This window comes from Nocardioides sp. (genome assembly GCF_036405735.1).
GTDB lineage: Bacteria > Actinomycetota > Actinomycetes > Propionibacteriales > Nocardioidaceae > Nocardioides.
The window spans coordinates 107,833-121,898 of the sequence record NZ_DASWXC010000096.1 but is presented as its reverse complement, the minus strand read 5'-3'; the positions used below and the strand labels follow the sequence as shown (position 1 = coordinate 121,898).

Here is a 14,066-nt window from a genome sequence, read left to right as displayed (position 1 = left end):
CGGACCGGTCCACACCGGCTGGGTGCCGCGCCGGGCGCGTGCGCCCGCGGCCTCCCCGCCGTTGGGCAGGTCGGTCTGCAGCGGCAGCGATCGCCAGCGCGACCAGCCGGTGCCCGCGCGCCACCGCACCCGCACCGTGGCGGGCGTCGCCGCGCCGGTCCACGTCACCCCGACCATGGAGAAGCCGTTCGTGCGCAGCGGCTTCCCGATCCGTCCCCGCAGGGGGACGGTGACCTCGCTGACCCCTCCCCCAGCCGGCTGCAGCCGCAGCACCCCCTGCGACGAAGCAGGAGCGGCAGCCGTGCCCGGGGGCACCAGGAGCAGCGGCACCAGCACGGCCAGGGCAGCGAGGAGCGTTCTGGTTGGACCCATGGGGACCGATCATCGGTGATCGGAGCCCCACTGGTCTGGACCAGTGGATCCTCGGCGTGTCAGCCCAGCGCCACCCAGGGGACCTGGCGGCCGGCGTACGCCGCGAGGTGGGTGTAGGCGTCCGAGCCGGCCGGCGCCTGGCGCGCGTCGCGGAACGCGCGCCCCTTGCGGACCGGCCCCAGCACGCGGTCCATCGTGACCACCGCACGCTGGGCCACGGACTGGTCCAGCCCGTCGGTCGAGCGGCCGAGCGCCGTCGCGAGGTCCCAGGTGTGGGTGGCCACCTCGGTGGCCTGCCAGTCCGCGTCGGCGGCCGTCTCGCCGGCCACCGCTCGCCACAGGTTCACCAGGGCGTTGCCGCGGGTGCGCAGCTCCTCGCCGAGCCGCTCGGCGTAGTCCTCACGACCGTCCCAGCCGGGCGGCGATCCCTGCAGCATGGTCACGAAGACGCGCGGCGCGGCGATGAGGTGGTTGGCCAGCTGCCGCACGGTCCACTCCTCGCACGGCGTCGGCTTGCCCAGGTCCTCGGCCGTGACTGCGTCGAGCAGGTCGGCGGCCTGGGTCAGCGCTCGCTGCAACGCCAAGATCCCCATCTGGCGATCGGCGCCGGCAGCAGACGGCGGCATCAGCTGAAGTCCAGCTCGTGGGTGCGGGCCCGCTTGAGCTCGTAGACGTAGGGGTAGGCGGTGACGAGCTGGAACCCGTCCCACAGCCTGCCGGCCTCCTCGCCCTTGGGCGCCTTGGAGATGACCGGCCCGAAGAACGCCTGGCCGTTCATCGCGATCGTCGGCGTGCCGACGTCGTTGCCGACCTGGTCCATGCCGCGGTGGTGGGAGGCGATGACGTGCTCGTCGTAGGAGGCGTCGTCCATCGCGTCGACCAGCTCCGGCTTGAGGTCGGCGGCCGCCAGCGCCTCGGCGATGACCTCACGCGTGAAGGTCTTCTGCTCGAGGTGCTTGGCGGTGCCCAGCGCGGTGTAGAGCGGCAGCAGCGCCTCCTTGCCGTGCAGCTGCTCGGCGGCGGCCAGCACCCGGACGGGGCCCCAGGCGTCCTTGAGGAAGTCGCGGTACTCCTGCGGGATGTCCTTGTCCTGGTTGAGGTAGGCCAGGCTCATGATGTGCCAGGTGACCTCGACGTCGCGCACCTTCTCGACCTCGAGGATCCACCGCGAGGTGATCCAGGCGAACGGGCAGGCGGGGTCGAACCAGAACTCGGCCTGGGTGGTGCCCTCGGCGGTCGGCTCGGTCGTGTGCTCAACAGTCATGTGGACCTCAACCACCGGGCTGTCCGCCCTCTTCCCACGGCGCGCGGGCGGTCAGCCGCGCCGGCTCCCCTTCTTTCCCTTCTTCTGCTTCTTCGTCGTCTTCGTGCCCTTGACCTCGACCGCGGTGCGGCTGGTGGCCTTGGTGGTCTTGGCGCTGCCCGGGTAGTAGACGACGATCGCGCGCCGGCCCGGCGTCAGGCCGTTGACCCGCAACTTCACGTAGCCCCCGCGGCCCAGCTCGGCGGCGTGCTTGCGGCCCTGGATCTTGATCCACACCCGGCCGGTCGGGCGCACGCCGGGAGCGTCGACGACGACCTTGATGAGCGCCGAGCGTGGCGTGCCGTTGGCGGTGCTGACCTTCAGCTCGACCGGGGCGAGCACGCCGCCCACCGGCCCGAGGGTGGCCACGGTGTCGCGGTGGCCGGGGTGGCGCAGGACCACCTGGACGGCGATCTCGGCGTCGAAGTCGGCCCGCGTGACGACGTACGTCGGGCCCGTTGCCCCGTCGATCGGGCGACCGTCGCGCAGCCACTGGAACTCTGCACTCGCGGCGGCCGGCCGGACCGAGCCGAGCACCGCCGTGAGGGTCTCCCCGACGAGCCGGCGCCCGGCGATGCCCGCCTCCGGGCCGAGCTCGACGTCCGGCGCCAGCACCGGCGCGGTGGCCGGCGAGGTCGCGACGAGGGTGGTGTAGCCGGCCTTGACCGCGGAGACGTTGACGCTGAGGCGCTGGCCGGCCCGGTCCTGGGTCGGGACGTAGGTCGTCCCCGTGGCGCCCGGGATCGGCTGCCCCTCGGCGAGCCACTGGACGCCGATCCGGTCCGGACCGGGCGCGTAGGCGCCGGTGTCGACGGTGAGCGGCTTGTCGACCTGCGCGACGCCGCTGATGGAGGGACCGCGGCTGATCGCCTGGGTGCCCGGCTGGACCGGGCCGGTGGCGGCCGTGCTGGCACGTCCGGGCTGGTACGTCGCCGCCGTGGCCGTGACGACGACGCTGATCGACTGGCCCAGCAGAGCGGGCGTGACCGTGAGGCTCGCACCGGCCCGGGTGCTGGTGAACGGCACGCCGTTGGCGAACCACTGCAGCGTGGTCGAGGCGGCCGGCGTCCAGGCGCCGGGGTTGACCGTGAGGGTCTGGCCGACCCGGGCGGAACCGGAGAGCACCGGCGCCGAGACGTTCGCGACCGCGACGTCCTTGAGGTGGATGAATCCGCTCGGCCAGTGCCGCCCGCCCGCGTAGATCCGGCGCCAGGTGAACTCGCTGCCCCAGTTCGACTCCGAGATGACGATGGCGTTGGCCTCGACCCGCTCGACGTACGCGACGTGGCCGGCGCTGCCGGCGCCGCCGGAGTTCTCCCTCCACCACGCGACCGCGCCGACGGCCGGGGTCTGGTTGGTCAGCGAGGGGAAGGACGTGCCCCAGTACTCCGCGTTGCCGCGGCCAGGCTTCAGCTGGGAGGGCCGTGCGCTGGGCATGCCGTTGCGGATCATCCGGTAGGCGACGTAGTTGGTGCAGTTCGTGCCGGAGTACATCTGCCAGTACATGGTGCCGTTGGCCGTGCTGTAGCCCTGGTGGGGCATCCCCGCCTTCGCACACCGGGCGTACCCGCTGCACAGGATCGCCGAGGGCGCCGCGTCGATCGTCGTCGTCGCCGCGCGGCCGCTGCTGGGCGCGACGAACGGCAGCACACCCGCGACGAGGACGAGCGCGAGTGCCGCGAGGGGCCGCTGATACCTGTGTGACTGATGGGGCACAGGGGAACTGTAGAGAAAGAATTGTCAACGCGACACGCCGCAGAGATAACTACATTCTTGTAGTTTGCCGCGCCGGCTCCTCCGCCCGCTCACCGAAGGTCCTATCGACGCTGCGGGGGACCGGAAAAGGACTTTCGGCCGCGTGCGAGGATGCCCGCATGCCAGGAACCAACCTCACCAGGGACGAGGCCGCCGCGCGCGCCGCCCTCCTCGACGTGACCTCCTACGCCGTCGAGCTGGACCTCACCACCGGTCCGGAGAAGTTCGCGTCCACCACGACGATCACGTTCACCGCCACCACCCCCGGCGCGTCGACGTTCGCCGACCTCGTGGATGCCGACGTCCACGAGATCACCCTCAACGGCGTCGCCCTCGACCCGGCCACGGCGTACGCCGACAGCCGGATCGCGCTGAGCGACCTGGCCGCCGAGAACACGCTGGTCGTGAGGGCCGACTGCCGCTACAGCCACTCCGGCGAGGGCCTGCACCGCTTCGTGGACCCCGCCGACGACCGGGTCTACCTCTACACGCAGTTCGAGGTGCCCGACGCCCGCCGTGTGTTCACCACCTTCGAGCAGCCCGACCTCAAGAGCGCCTTCGCCTTCACCGTCGTCGCGCCGGAGGACTGGAAGGTCGTCTCGAACTCCCCCACCCCGTCGTCCGAGCCGCTCGGCGACGGCAGGGCCGTGTGGCGCTTCGAGCCCACCAAGAGGATGTCCACCTACATCACCGCGCTGGTCGCGGGTGAGTACCACGAGGTGCAGGACGTCTACGAGGGCAAGCACGGCCCGATCCCGCTCGGGCACTACTGCCGCCAGTCGCTGGTCCCCTACCTGGACCGCGAGGAGCTGGTGAAGATCACGAAGCAGGGCTTCGAGTTCTTCGAGGAGAAGTTCGACTACCCCTACCCCTTCGGCAAGTACGACCAGCTCTACGTGCCGGAGTACAACATGGGCGCGATGGAGAACGCCGGCTGCGTGACGCTGCGCGACGAGTACCTCCCCCGCAGCCGCCAGCCCCGCTCGTTCTACGAGTTCCGGTCCTCGGTGATCCTGCACGAGATGGCCCACATGTGGTTCGGCGACCTCGTCACGATGAAGTGGTGGGACGACCTCTGGCTCAACGAGTCCTTCGCCGAGTGGGCCTGCTACTGGGCCGAGGCCGAGGCCACCGAGTTCACCGACGCCTGGACCGGCTTCGCCAACGCCCGCAAGCAGACCGGCTACCGCCAGGACCAGCTGCCGACCACGCACCCGATCGCCGCGGACAACCACGACCTGCAGGCGGTCGAGGTCAACTTCGACATGATCACCTACGCCAAGGGCGCCTCGGTGCTCAAGCAGCTGGTGGCCTGGGTCGGCCTGGACCCCTTCCTCGACGGGCTGCGGGCCTACTTCAAGGAGTGGGAGTACGCCAACCCGGAGTTCAAGGACCTGCTCGCCGCGCTCGAGAAGGCCTCGGGCCGCGAGCTGCAGGGCTGGGCCCAGGAGTGGCTGCAGACCGCCGGCGTCAACACGCTCGCCCCGGAGTTCACCCTCAACGAGGACGGCACGTACTCCTCGCTGACGGTGAAGCAGACCGCCCACCCCGACTGGCCCACCCTGCGCCGGCACCGGGTCGGCATCGGGTTCTACGACCGCACCGAGACCGGCGTGCTGACCCGCACCGACTACCTCGAGGTCGACGTCGAGGGTGCGGTCACTGAGATCGCCGAGGCCGTCGGCAAGCGGCAGCCGGACCTGCTGCTGCTCAACGACGGTGACCTCACCTACGCCAAGATCCGTCTCGACGAGCGCTCGCTCGCCACGGCCCTGACCGGCCTCGCCGACCTGGACGACTCGCTCGCCCGGGCCCTGGTGTGGTCCTCGGCCTGGGACATGACGCGCGACGCCGAGATGGCCGCCACCGACTTCGTCGAGCTCCTGCTCGCCAACATCGGCCGCGAGACCGACGCCTGGGGCGTCACCCGGATCCCGGTCTTCGGCGCGCAGGCGGTCAACAGCTTCTCCGCCCCGGCGAACCGGGCGGCGCTGCGCGCCCGTTGGGAGACCGGGCTGCGGGAGCTCGCCCTGGCCGCCGAGCCGGGCAGCGACCACCAGCTGACGTTCGTCCGCTCCTACGCCGGCGCCGCCCACTCCGAGGCGGCGCTGGCCGACCTCCGCGCGCTGCTGTCGGGTGAGCTGACCATCGAGGGCCTGGCCGTCGACCAGGACCTGCGCTGGTCCCTGCTGACCGCCCTCGCCGCCGCGGGCGCAGCCGACGAGGACGAGATCGCCCAGGAGCTGTCGCGCGACAACACCATCTCCGGCCAGGAGAAGGCCGCCGCCGCCCGCGCGGCCCGCCCGACCGCGGAGGCCAAGGCCGCCGCGTGGGACGCGGTCGTCGTGCGCACCGACACCCCGAACGAGACGTCACGCTCGATCGTCTTCGCGTTCTCACAGCCCGGGCAGGAGGAGGTGCTGGCGCCGTACGTCGACACGTACCTCACCGCGGCCGACACCCTCTGGGAGCACCTCGGCACCCACCGGGCCTCGACGGTGCTGGAGTACATCTTCCCGCGCGGCCTCGCCTCGCCCGAGGTGCTGGCCAAGCTCGACGCCTGGCTGGAGAGCTCGCCCGCGGAGCCGGCGGCCAAGCGCTACGTCCGGGAGAACCGCGACGACATGGCACGGGCCCTCGCGGCGCAGGCCAAGGACGCCGCCCGCTAGTTAGTCGGCGGCCCGCTCGCTGGCCGACGTGCCAGCGGGCGGGCCCTCCGGGCTCTGCCGGACGACGGTGGCCGGACGACTGTGGCCGGACGACGGTGCCGGCCGACTGGGCTAGCCGGCGGTGTGGTGGGCCAGCTGGGTGATCCCGGCGCGCAGCCCGCCCACGAGGTCCCCGGCGGCGAAGGAGGTGCGCATCGCCTCGGCGGCGATGGCGACCTCGGTGTCGGAGAGCGTACGGCGGACCCAGCCGCCGGTGACGATCTCGAGGATGCCGGCCCGCGGGTCGACCACGATCATGATGCTGCGCGCCGGCGCCACGAGCGTGTTGTGCAGACTCGTCGCGAACGCGCGCGCGTCGCTGCCCTCCACCGGCCCGACGTACACCGAGAACTCCGCGCGGCACAGGAGCTCCGCCGTACGGATCGTCTCCTCGACGGCATAGCGCTGGGAGTCGCTGAAACCGGAGAAGTGCAGCCCGTCAGAAGCGGGCACTGACGCCACCGGCCTCGGACGACTCGTCGTCGGGACCGGCCAGCTCATGGGTCCCCTGGCGCGGACCGCCGATCCACTCGGTCGGCTGGCCGCCGGTGAGGCCCTCGCCCTTCAGCAGCCCCGGCAGCACGGTCAGCACGGTGATGACGACCGCCAGCAGGATCGGCAGGCCGGCGATGAGGAGCAGCAGGTGGCCGGCGCTCATCGGGTCCGGGTCGCTCCAGCCCTCCGGGACGTTGGCCGACACGGGTCCGGCGACGGCCACGAGAGCGGAGGCGGAGGCCGCGACAACGGCGGCCCGGCGGACGGCGGTCAGCAGCGAGGTGGTCACGAGGGGAGGATATCGGCAGCGTGATCGGGCCAGCCAACCGGTCGACATACTGGGGCCCATGATCGAGAGCTGGCTCCCGACCGCCTCCCCCTGCACCTCCGACGAGGACATCTGCGAGTTCGTGCTCGAGCAGACCGGCAACGAGCAGGTCGCGCGTGCCGCCGACCTGTTGATCGGCCGCCCGCTGGCCGTGGCCGGGCTGGTGCTCCTCGGCCTGGTCATCCGGTGGGTGCTGCACAAGCTGGTCGACCGCGTGGTGCGGCGCGCGGAGGGCGGAATGCTGCCCGACCGCTTCTCCCCCACGACGGCCGCCACCGCCAGCCGCCGCGTGCAGCGGGCCAAGACCATGGGCGACCTGCTCAAGAGCATCATCACCGGCGTCCTGGTCGCCGTCGTCGGCACCATGGTGCTGGCGCAGCTCGGGGTGAACATCGCGCCGATCATCGCCTCGGCCGGCATCATCGGCGTCGCGCTCGGCTTCGGCGCGCAGTCGCTGGTGAAGGACTTCCTGTCCGGCATCTTCATGATCTTCGAGGACCAGTACGGCGTCGGTGACGTCGTCGACCTCGGCGAGGCCAACGGCACGGTGGAGGCGGTCTCGCTGCGCGTGACCCGGCTGCGCGACGTCAACGGCACGGTCTGGTACGTCCGCAACGGGGAGATCCTGCGGGTCGGCAACATGAGCCAGAACTGGTCCCGCGCCGTCGTCGATGTGACCGTGGGCTACACCGAGGACCTGGCCCGGGCGACGCAGATCCTGCGCGAGGTCGCCCACGACCTCTGGGAGGACTCCGACTACGACGGCATCGTGGTGGAGGAGCCGGAGGTCACCGGGATCGAGGCCCTCAACCCCGATTCGGTCACGTTGCGGGTGATGATCAAGACGGCTCCGATGGAGCAGTGGGCCGTCGCCCGGGAGCTGCGCTCGCGCATCAAGGCTCGCTTCGACCACGAGGGGATCTCGATCCCCGTGGCGCAGCGGATGATCTGGCAGCAGTCACAGCCCCCGGGCGCCCAGCAGTGACGGGCGTCAGGCGAGCGTGGCGTCCAGCGTGATGGTGGTGCCGGTGAGCGCCTGGGAGACCGGGCAGCCCTCCTTGGCGGCCTGGGCGAGCTGGACGAACGTGTCGTTGTCGATGCCGGGGACGTCGCCGCGGACGGTCAGCTTGATGCCCGTGATGCCGGTGCCCGGGGTGAACTCGACCTCGGCGTTGACGGTCAGCGAGGTGGCCGGGGTGTCGTTCTTGGCGAGGCCGTTGGAGAAGGCCATCGAGAAGCAGGAGGAGTGCGCGGCGGCGATCAGCTCCTCGGGGCTGGTCTTGCCGTTGGCGGCCTCCGTGCGCGCGGGCCAGGAGACGTCGTAGGTGCCGAGTCCGGACGACTCCAGCGTCACCTTGCCGGCGCCCTCGAAGAGGGTGCCCTCCCAGACGGTGGTGGCGGTGCGGGTGGTGGGCATGTGATTTTCTCCCTTGCCTGGTGGTGGGACGGTCTCCACCGATCCTTCCATGCGACCCGAACGGCAACCCGAACGGCAACCCGAACGCCGCCCGAACGGTGGCCCGGCACAATGGACACGTGACGTTCTATGACGAGATCGGCGGCTTCCCCACGATGCAGAAGATCGTGGCGAAGTTCTACGAGGGCGTCGCGACCGACGACGTGCTGCGGCCGATGTATCCCGAGGAGGACCTCGGTCCGGCCGAGGAGCGGTTCCTGCACTTCCTGGTGCAGTACTGGGGCGGCCCGACGACGTACTCCGAGCAGCGTGGCCACCCGCGGCTGCGGATGCGGCACGCGCCGTTCGCGGTCGACGCCGTCGCCCGGGACCGGTGGCTGCAGCACTTCCGGGCCGCGCTGGACTCCGTCGATCTCACGCCCGAGCAGGACGCGCAGTTCTGGGGCTATGTGACCCACGCCGCGAACTTCATGGTGAACACCCCCGACTGAGTGCCGGGACGCCGGGTAACGGCCGGGAAGGACGACCGACCCGATCCGGCAACCCGGAAGGACCATCCATGCGCAGCATGCAGACCGTGGCCGCCACGAGCGCCGTCCTCACCACCTCCTTCGTCGGGGCGTACGTCGCCGGCATGATCGGCGCCGACGAGGAGTCACCCGCCGCCCAGCGGGAGGTGATCACCGCAGGGCAGGAGTCTCCGAGCGTCCCGCCGAGCGCCCCACCGACCTCCTCGGCTCCCGCTCCGCCGATCGCTGCGGCCTCCGCGACGACCCCTGCGCCGGTGGTCCCCTCACCGCCGTCGCCGACGACGGCGACCGTCACCGACGAGCCGTCCGCGGCCGCCCCGGTGGGCGACCGCCGCGCGGCCGAGCCGCGACACCGCGCCGAGCACGGGGAGCGCGACGGTGCGAGCCCCGAGCCGTACCAGCCGCGTCACGCACAGGTCACCGACGGCGACCGCTGGGACGAGGGAGCCGACTCCGCCGCGAGGGACGACCGCGGTGACCGGGACGACCGAGACGACGGGCGCGACCGCCAGGAGCGGGACCACCGGGACGACCGGGACCACCGGGACCACCGCGAGGACCGGGATCGCTGACGCTCAGCCGCTGAGCTGAGAGAGCACCTCTCGCAGGGCGTCGGGCGGGACCACGCTGCGGCCCGTGGCGGTGTCGAAGAAGACCAGCACGCACCGGGCGCGGGCCAGCGTGGCCTCCCCGTCCAGGATCTCCGACGACATGGTCACCGACCTGGTGCCGACCCGGGAGATCCAGGTGTGCACGTCGTACGGCTCCGCCCGCAGGTGCACCGGTCGGAGGTAGTCGACGTCGGTCTGCGCGACGACCATGGAGGGCACCGGGCCGAGGCTCTCGAGGTCGCGGCGCATCCGGCCCATCGCCGCGATCCGCGCCTCCTGGAAGTACTCGAAGAACTTCACGTTGTTCACGTGCCCGTAGGCGTCGAGGTCGGAGAACCGCACCCGCAGCGGGTAGTGACCGGCCTCGGTCCGGCGCGGCTGCCCGTACTCCACCGCGGGCGCGCTGTCGGCAGGCTCGAGGTAGGCCTCCAGCCCCGCGCGCTCCTCCGCGGTGAGCCGGCGTGGCTGCTCGGTCGCGAAGACGTACGGCGTGAGCACGCTGGTCGCCCGCAGGAAGACCGTGCGCTCCTCGCCGGCCTGCCGGGGCTGCTGGAAGACCTCGTAGGCCAGCGTGAAGGAGGCGGCGCGGATCTCCGTCACCCACACCTCGACGCTGACGCTCGAGCCGGCGAGGTCGAACAGCAGCGGTGCGACGTACTGCACCCGGTGGCTCACCACGACGACGCCCTCGGCCAGCCGGTCGGTCTGCCCGCCGGTGGCTGAGTGCAGACGCAGCAGGTCGACCCGCGCCTCCTGCAGGTAGTCGGCGTAGACCACGTTGTTGACGTGGCCCAGCATGTCGAGGTCCGCCCAGCGCATCGGGCATTCGTAGAGGTGCCGCACGAGCGGGAGTCTGTCAGTGGCCCCCCGTGGCACGACGGCCGCCCCTGTAGGGTCTACGCGATTCGCCTGATGTGCGAGTACCCCCACGTTCGCCCATGGTTCAGATGGAGAGTGTCATGCCCGAGGCCGTCATCGTCGCCGCCGCCCGTACCCCCATCGGCCGCGCCAACAAGGGTTCCCTGACGGACCTCCGCCCCGACGACCTCGCCGCGTTCATCACGAAGGCGGCGGTCGAGAAGGTCGAGGGCCTGGACCCCCAGACGATCGACGACCTGCTGCTGGGCTGTGGCCTGCCGGGTGGCGAGTCGGGCAACAACATGGGCCGCGTCGTCTCCGTCATCAACGGCTGGGACCGCGTCCCGGGAGCGACCATCACCCGCTACTGCTCCTCGTCGGTGCAGACCACGCGGATGGCCTTCCACGCGATCAAGGCCGGCGAGGGCGACATCTTCGTCTCTGCCGGCGTCGAGACCGTGTCGCGGTTCGCCAAGGGCACCTCCGACCACATCCCGCACACCGTGAACCCGCTCTTCGACGACGCGCAGTCCCGCACCGCGAAGATCGCCGAGACCAACGACCGGTGGCACGACCCCCGCGAGGACGGCCTGCTGCCCGACGTCTACATCGCGATGGGCCAGACGGCGGAGAACGTCGCGACGCTGCGCGGCATCTCGCGCCACGAGATGGACGAGTTCGCGGTCCGCTCGCAGAACCTCGCCGAGAAGGCGATCAGCGACGGCTTCTGGGCCCGGGAGATCACCCCGGTGACGCTGCCGGACGGCACGGTCGTCTCCACCGACGACGGCCCGCGCGCCGGCGTGACGTACGACGCCATCGCCGGCCTCAAGCCGGTCTTCCGCGAGGACGGCACCGTGACCGCCGGCAACTGCTGCGCGCTCAACGACGGCGCCGCGGCCGTCGTGGTCATGTCCGACACCAAGGCCGCCGAGCTCGGTGCCAAGCCGCTGGCCCGCATCGTCGCCACCGGCGTCTCCGGCCTCTCCCCCGAGATCATGGGGCTGGGCCCGGTCGAGGCGTCGCGCCGCGCGCTGGCCAACGCCGGCATGAGCATCGGCGACATCGACCTGGTGGAGATCAACGAGGCGTTCGCCGCGCAGGTGATCCCGTCCTACCAGGACCTCGGCATCGACCTCGACCGCCTCAACGTCAACGGCGGCGCCATCGCGGTCGGCCACCCCTTCGGCATGACCGGCGCCCGGCTGCAGAACACGATGCTCAACAGCCTCGAGTGGCACGACAAGACCACGGGCCTGATCACGATGTGCGTGGGCGGTGGCCAGGGCATGGCGCTCATCCTCGAGCGACTCTGACCGCTGCAGCGGCCGCTCTGACACAATCGGAGAGGTGAGCGACGAGACCCGGTGGCTCAGCGCCGAGGAGCAGCGATCCTGGCGCGCCCTGGTCATGGGCATGACCCTGCTCAACGACCGGCTCGACGCCGACCTGCGCCGGCACTTCGACCTCTCGCTGGCGGAGTACGAGGTGCTCGTCCGCCTCTCCGAGAACGACGGCTCGCTGCGCATGGCGCAGCTGGCCGACGCCATGGCCCACTCCCGCTCCCGGGTGACCCACACGATCACGCGGATGGAGCGGGCGGGCCTGGTCGAGCGGGCCACCTCCTGCGAGGACGGGCGCGGCGTCGTCGCCACGATGACCGCTCACGGCAGGGCGCTGCTCGAGCGGAGCGCCCACGTGCACGTCACCGGTGTGCGGGAGTACCTCGTGGACCTGGCCTCGGCCGAGGACTTCGCCGCCCTCGGGCGAGTCTTCGACGCCGTCTCGGACCACCTGATCTCCTGCAACCCGGCGCTGGAGATGCGAACGCCCCGGCCCTGAGGCCGGGGCGTTCGAGGAGGTCGTCCACGCGAGGGCTGAGCGTCGTCCGGTGCGTGCGATGGCAAGGCGGCGGCGCGAAGGCGGCCTTGGAGCGAAGCGGGCTATCGAGCGCCGCCAACGTAGCCAGCGTGCGTGCCGGGCGGCGCTCAGTCTCGCGTGAGGCGGCGGTGGGTGACCCGGTGGGGACGGGCGGCGTCGGGACCGAGCCGCTCGACCTTGTTCTCCTCGTAGGAGGCGAAGTTGCCCTCGAACCAGAACCACTTGCCGCCGTCCTCGTCGTCGCCCTCCCAGGCGAGGATGTGGGTGGCGATGCGGTCGAGGAACCACCGGTCGTGGGAGGTGACCACGGCGCAGCCCGGGAAGTCGAGCAGCGCGTCCTCGAGGCTGGAGAGCGTCTCCACGTCGAGGTCGTTGGTGGGCTCGTCGAGCAGCAGCATGTTGCCGCCCTGCTTCAGGGTGAGCGCGAGGTTGAGGCGGTTGCGCTCACCGCCGGAGAGGACGCCGGCCTTCTTCTGCTGGTCGGGGCCCTTGAAGCCGAACGACGCGACGTAGGCGCGGCTGTTCATCTCGAAGTTGGCGACCTTGATGTGGTCCAGGCCGTCGGAGACGACCTCCCAGACGTTCTTGTTCGGGTCGATGCCACCGCGGCTCTGGTCGACGTAGGAGATCTTCACCGTCTGGCCGACCTGCAGCTCACCGGAGTCGGGCTGCTCGCTGCCGGTGATCATCCGGAACAGCGTCGTCTTGCCGACGCCGTTGGGCCCGACGATGCCGACGATGCCGGCGCGCGGCAGGGAGAACGAGATGTCGTTCCACAGGATCCGGTCCTCGAAGCCCTTGCTGAGGCCCTTGGCCTCGAGCACGACGTCGCCCAGGCGCGGGCCCGGCGGGATGTTGATGTCGGCGGTGTCGATCTTGCGGGCCTTCTCGGCCTCCGCGGCGAGCTCCTCGTAGCGGGCCAGACGCGACTTGGACTTGGTCTGGCGCCCCTTCGCGTTGGAGCGCACCCACTCCAGCTCCTTCTCGAGCATCTTGGCACGCTTGGCGTCCTTCTGACCCTCGACCTTGAGGCGCTCCTTCTTGGTCTCCAGGTAGGTGGAGTAGTTGCCCTCATAGCCGTGGATGGCACCGCGGTCGACCTCGGCGATCCACTCGGCGACATTGTCGAGGAAGTACCGGTCGTGGGTGACGGCGAGGACCGCGCCGGGGTAGGACTTGAGGTGACCCTCCAGCCACTGCACCGACTCGGCGTCGAGGTGGTTGGTGGGCTCGTCGAGGAGCAGCAGATCGGGCTGCTGCAGCAGCAGCTTGCACAGCGCGACGCGGCGGCGCTCACCACCGGAGAGGTTGTCGACGAGCGCGTCCGGCGGCGGGCAGCGCAGCGCGTCCATCGCCTGCTCGAGGCGGGAGTCGATGTCCCAGGCGCTGATGTTGTCGAGGAAGGTCTGGAGCTCGCCGGTCTCCTCCATCAGCGCGTCGTAGTCGGCGTCCGGCTCGCCCATCTCGGCGTACGCCTCCTCGAGGCGCTTCATCTTGCCCTTGATCTCGGCGACCGCCTCCTCGACGTTCTCCAGGACGGTCTTGCCCTCCGACAGCGGCGGCTCCTGCTGCAGCATGCCGACGGTGGACTCGGGGTCGCGGATCACGTCGCCGTTGTTGGGCTGGTCCAGGCCGGCCATCAGCTTGAGCAGCGACGACTTGCCCATGCCGTTGGGCCCCACTACGCCGATCTTGGCGCCGTGGAGGAAGGACAGCGTGACGTTGTCGAGAACGACCTTGTCACCATGGGCCTTGCGCACGTTGCGCAGCGAGAGGATGTATTCCGCCATGCTGCCAAGGCTAGTTGG

The 14,066-nt window shown here is 71.0% G+C and carries 15 protein-coding genes; 6 read left to right on the top strand and 9 right to left on the bottom strand.

Annotation, left to right across the window (positions count from 1 at the left end; translation table 11 throughout):
• From VGE38_RS16105 to VGE38_RS16090, 4 genes are all read right to left on the bottom strand, one after another.
• Nucleotides 1-372, bottom strand: a 372-nt coding sequence (locus VGE38_RS16105) for a hypothetical protein (RefSeq protein WP_331143569.1), incomplete at its 3' end; no start/stop codon positions are given.
• A gap of 59 nt (nucleotides 373-431) precedes the next feature.
• Nucleotides 432-998 (bottom strand): TIGR03086 family metal-binding protein, encoded by a 567-nt coding sequence (locus VGE38_RS16100; protein WP_331143568.1) that lies wholly within the window; start codon nucleotides 996-998, stop codon nucleotides 432-434.
• Entirely contained in the window at nucleotides 998-1,636 is a 639-nt protein-coding gene (locus VGE38_RS16095) for a mycothiol-dependent nitroreductase Rv2466c family protein (protein ID WP_331143567.1), read from the bottom strand. The genes VGE38_RS16100 and VGE38_RS16095 overlap by 1 nt, the downstream gene beginning before the upstream one ends.
• Before the next feature lie 51 nt (nucleotides 1,637-1,687).
• The gene (locus tag VGE38_RS16090) at nucleotides 1,688-3,391 is read right to left on the bottom strand and encodes a CHAP domain-containing protein (protein WP_331143566.1); all 1,704 of its coding nucleotides are present in this window, start codon (nucleotides 3,389-3,391) and stop codon (nucleotides 1,688-1,690) included.
• A gap of 158 nt (nucleotides 3,392-3,549) precedes the next feature.
• Here VGE38_RS16090 and pepN point away from each other — a divergent pair, with 158 nt between their 5' ends.
• The gene (pepN, locus tag VGE38_RS16085) at nucleotides 3,550-6,099 is read left to right on the top strand and encodes an aminopeptidase N (protein WP_331143565.1); all 2,550 of its coding nucleotides are present in this window, start codon (nucleotides 3,550-3,552) and stop codon (nucleotides 6,097-6,099) included.
• A 111-nt stretch (nucleotides 6,100-6,210) separates the two neighbouring features.
• Here pepN and VGE38_RS16080 read toward each other — a convergent pair whose 3' ends face one another.
• Nucleotides 6,211-6,591, bottom strand: a complete 381-nt coding sequence (locus tag VGE38_RS16080; RefSeq protein ID WP_331143564.1) for a DUF5130 family protein — start codon at nucleotides 6,589-6,591, stop codon at nucleotides 6,211-6,213.
• Nucleotides 6,578-6,922, bottom strand: coding sequence for a hypothetical protein (locus tag VGE38_RS16075; RefSeq protein ID WP_331143563.1), 345 nt, complete (start codon nucleotides 6,920-6,922; stop codon nucleotides 6,578-6,580). The genes VGE38_RS16080 and VGE38_RS16075 overlap by 14 nt, the downstream gene beginning before the upstream one ends.
• A gap of 58 nt (nucleotides 6,923-6,980) precedes the next feature.
• Between VGE38_RS16075 and VGE38_RS16070 the strand changes: the two genes are divergently transcribed.
• Nucleotides 6,981-7,946 carry a mechanosensitive ion channel family protein gene (locus VGE38_RS16070; protein ID WP_331143562.1) on the top strand — a complete coding sequence of 322 codons (966 nt, stop codon included), beginning with the start codon at nucleotides 6,981-6,983 and terminating at the stop codon, nucleotides 7,944-7,946.
• Nucleotides 7,947-7,952: 6 nt separating this feature from the next.
• Here the strand turns inward: VGE38_RS16070 and VGE38_RS16065 are convergent, their stop codons facing one another.
• Nucleotides 7,953-8,378, bottom strand: coding sequence for an OsmC family peroxiredoxin (locus tag VGE38_RS16065; protein ID WP_331143561.1), 426 nt, complete (start codon nucleotides 8,376-8,378; stop codon nucleotides 7,953-7,955).
• A gap of 119 nt (nucleotides 8,379-8,497) precedes the next feature.
• Between VGE38_RS16065 and VGE38_RS16060 the strand changes: the two genes are divergently transcribed.
• Both VGE38_RS16060 and VGE38_RS16055 read left to right on the top strand, forming a co-directional pair.
• On the top strand, nucleotides 8,498-8,869 hold the full coding sequence (locus tag VGE38_RS16060; protein ID WP_331143560.1) for a globin: 372 nt from the start codon (nucleotides 8,498-8,500) through the stop codon (nucleotides 8,867-8,869).
• Nucleotides 8,870-8,937: 68 nt separating this feature from the next.
• A complete protein-coding gene (locus VGE38_RS16055) occupies nucleotides 8,938-9,480 on the top strand; it encodes a hypothetical protein (RefSeq protein ID WP_331143559.1) in 543 nt (180 codons plus the stop codon).
• Nucleotides 9,481-9,483: 3 nt separating this feature from the next.
• On the opposite strand, the gene VGE38_RS16050 is transcribed toward VGE38_RS16055, so the two are convergent.
• Complete coding sequence (locus VGE38_RS16050) at nucleotides 9,484-10,362, bottom strand: acyl-CoA thioesterase (protein ID WP_331143558.1); 879 nt, start codon at nucleotides 10,360-10,362, stop codon at nucleotides 9,484-9,486.
• A gap of 116 nt (nucleotides 10,363-10,478) precedes the next feature.
• Between VGE38_RS16050 and VGE38_RS16045 the strand changes: the two genes are divergently transcribed.
• The gene (locus tag VGE38_RS16045) at nucleotides 10,479-11,693 is read left to right on the top strand and encodes an acetyl-CoA C-acetyltransferase (protein ID WP_331143557.1); all 1,215 of its coding nucleotides are present in this window, start codon (nucleotides 10,479-10,481) and stop codon (nucleotides 11,691-11,693) included.
• Between the two features lie 34 nt (nucleotides 11,694-11,727).
• On the top strand, nucleotides 11,728-12,219 hold the full coding sequence (locus VGE38_RS16040; RefSeq protein WP_331143556.1) for a MarR family winged helix-turn-helix transcriptional regulator: 492 nt from the start codon (nucleotides 11,728-11,730) through the stop codon (nucleotides 12,217-12,219).
• Between the two features lie 146 nt (nucleotides 12,220-12,365).
• On the opposite strand, the gene ettA is transcribed toward VGE38_RS16040, so the two are convergent.
• Nucleotides 12,366-14,048: an energy-dependent translational throttle protein EttA gene (ettA, locus tag VGE38_RS16035; protein ID WP_331143555.1), complete on the bottom strand. Its 1,683-nt coding sequence runs from the start codon at nucleotides 14,046-14,048 to the stop codon at nucleotides 12,366-12,368.
• Nucleotides 14,049-14,066 lie beyond the last annotated feature (18 nt).

Excerpts from the sequence above, each read along its gene's own strand:
- VGE38_RS16100 (WP_331143568.1), bottom strand. The coding sequence starts at position 998 with ATGCCGCCGTCTGCTGCCGGCGCCGATCGCCAGATGGGGATCTTGGCG.
- VGE38_RS16095 (WP_331143567.1), bottom strand. The coding sequence starts at position 1,636 with ATGACTGTTGAGCACACGACCGAGCCGACCGCCGAGGGCACCACCCAG.
- pepN (WP_331143565.1), top strand. The coding sequence starts at position 3,550 with ATGCCAGGAACCAACCTCACCAGGGACGAGGCCGCCGCGCGCGCCGCC.
- VGE38_RS16070 (WP_331143562.1), top strand. The coding sequence starts at position 6,981 with ATGATCGAGAGCTGGCTCCCGACCGCCTCCCCCTGCACCTCCGACGAG.
- VGE38_RS16065 (WP_331143561.1), bottom strand. The coding sequence starts at position 8,378 with ATGCCCACCACCCGCACCGCCACCACCGTCTGGGAGGGCACCCTCTTC.
- VGE38_RS16055 (WP_331143559.1), top strand. The coding sequence starts at position 8,938 with ATGCGCAGCATGCAGACCGTGGCCGCCACGAGCGCCGTCCTCACCACC.
- VGE38_RS16045 (WP_331143557.1), top strand. The coding sequence starts at position 10,479 with ATGCCCGAGGCCGTCATCGTCGCCGCCGCCCGTACCCCCATCGGCCGC.
- ettA (WP_331143555.1), bottom strand. The coding sequence starts at position 14,048 with ATGGCGGAATACATCCTCTCGCTGCGCAACGTGCGCAAGGCCCATGGT.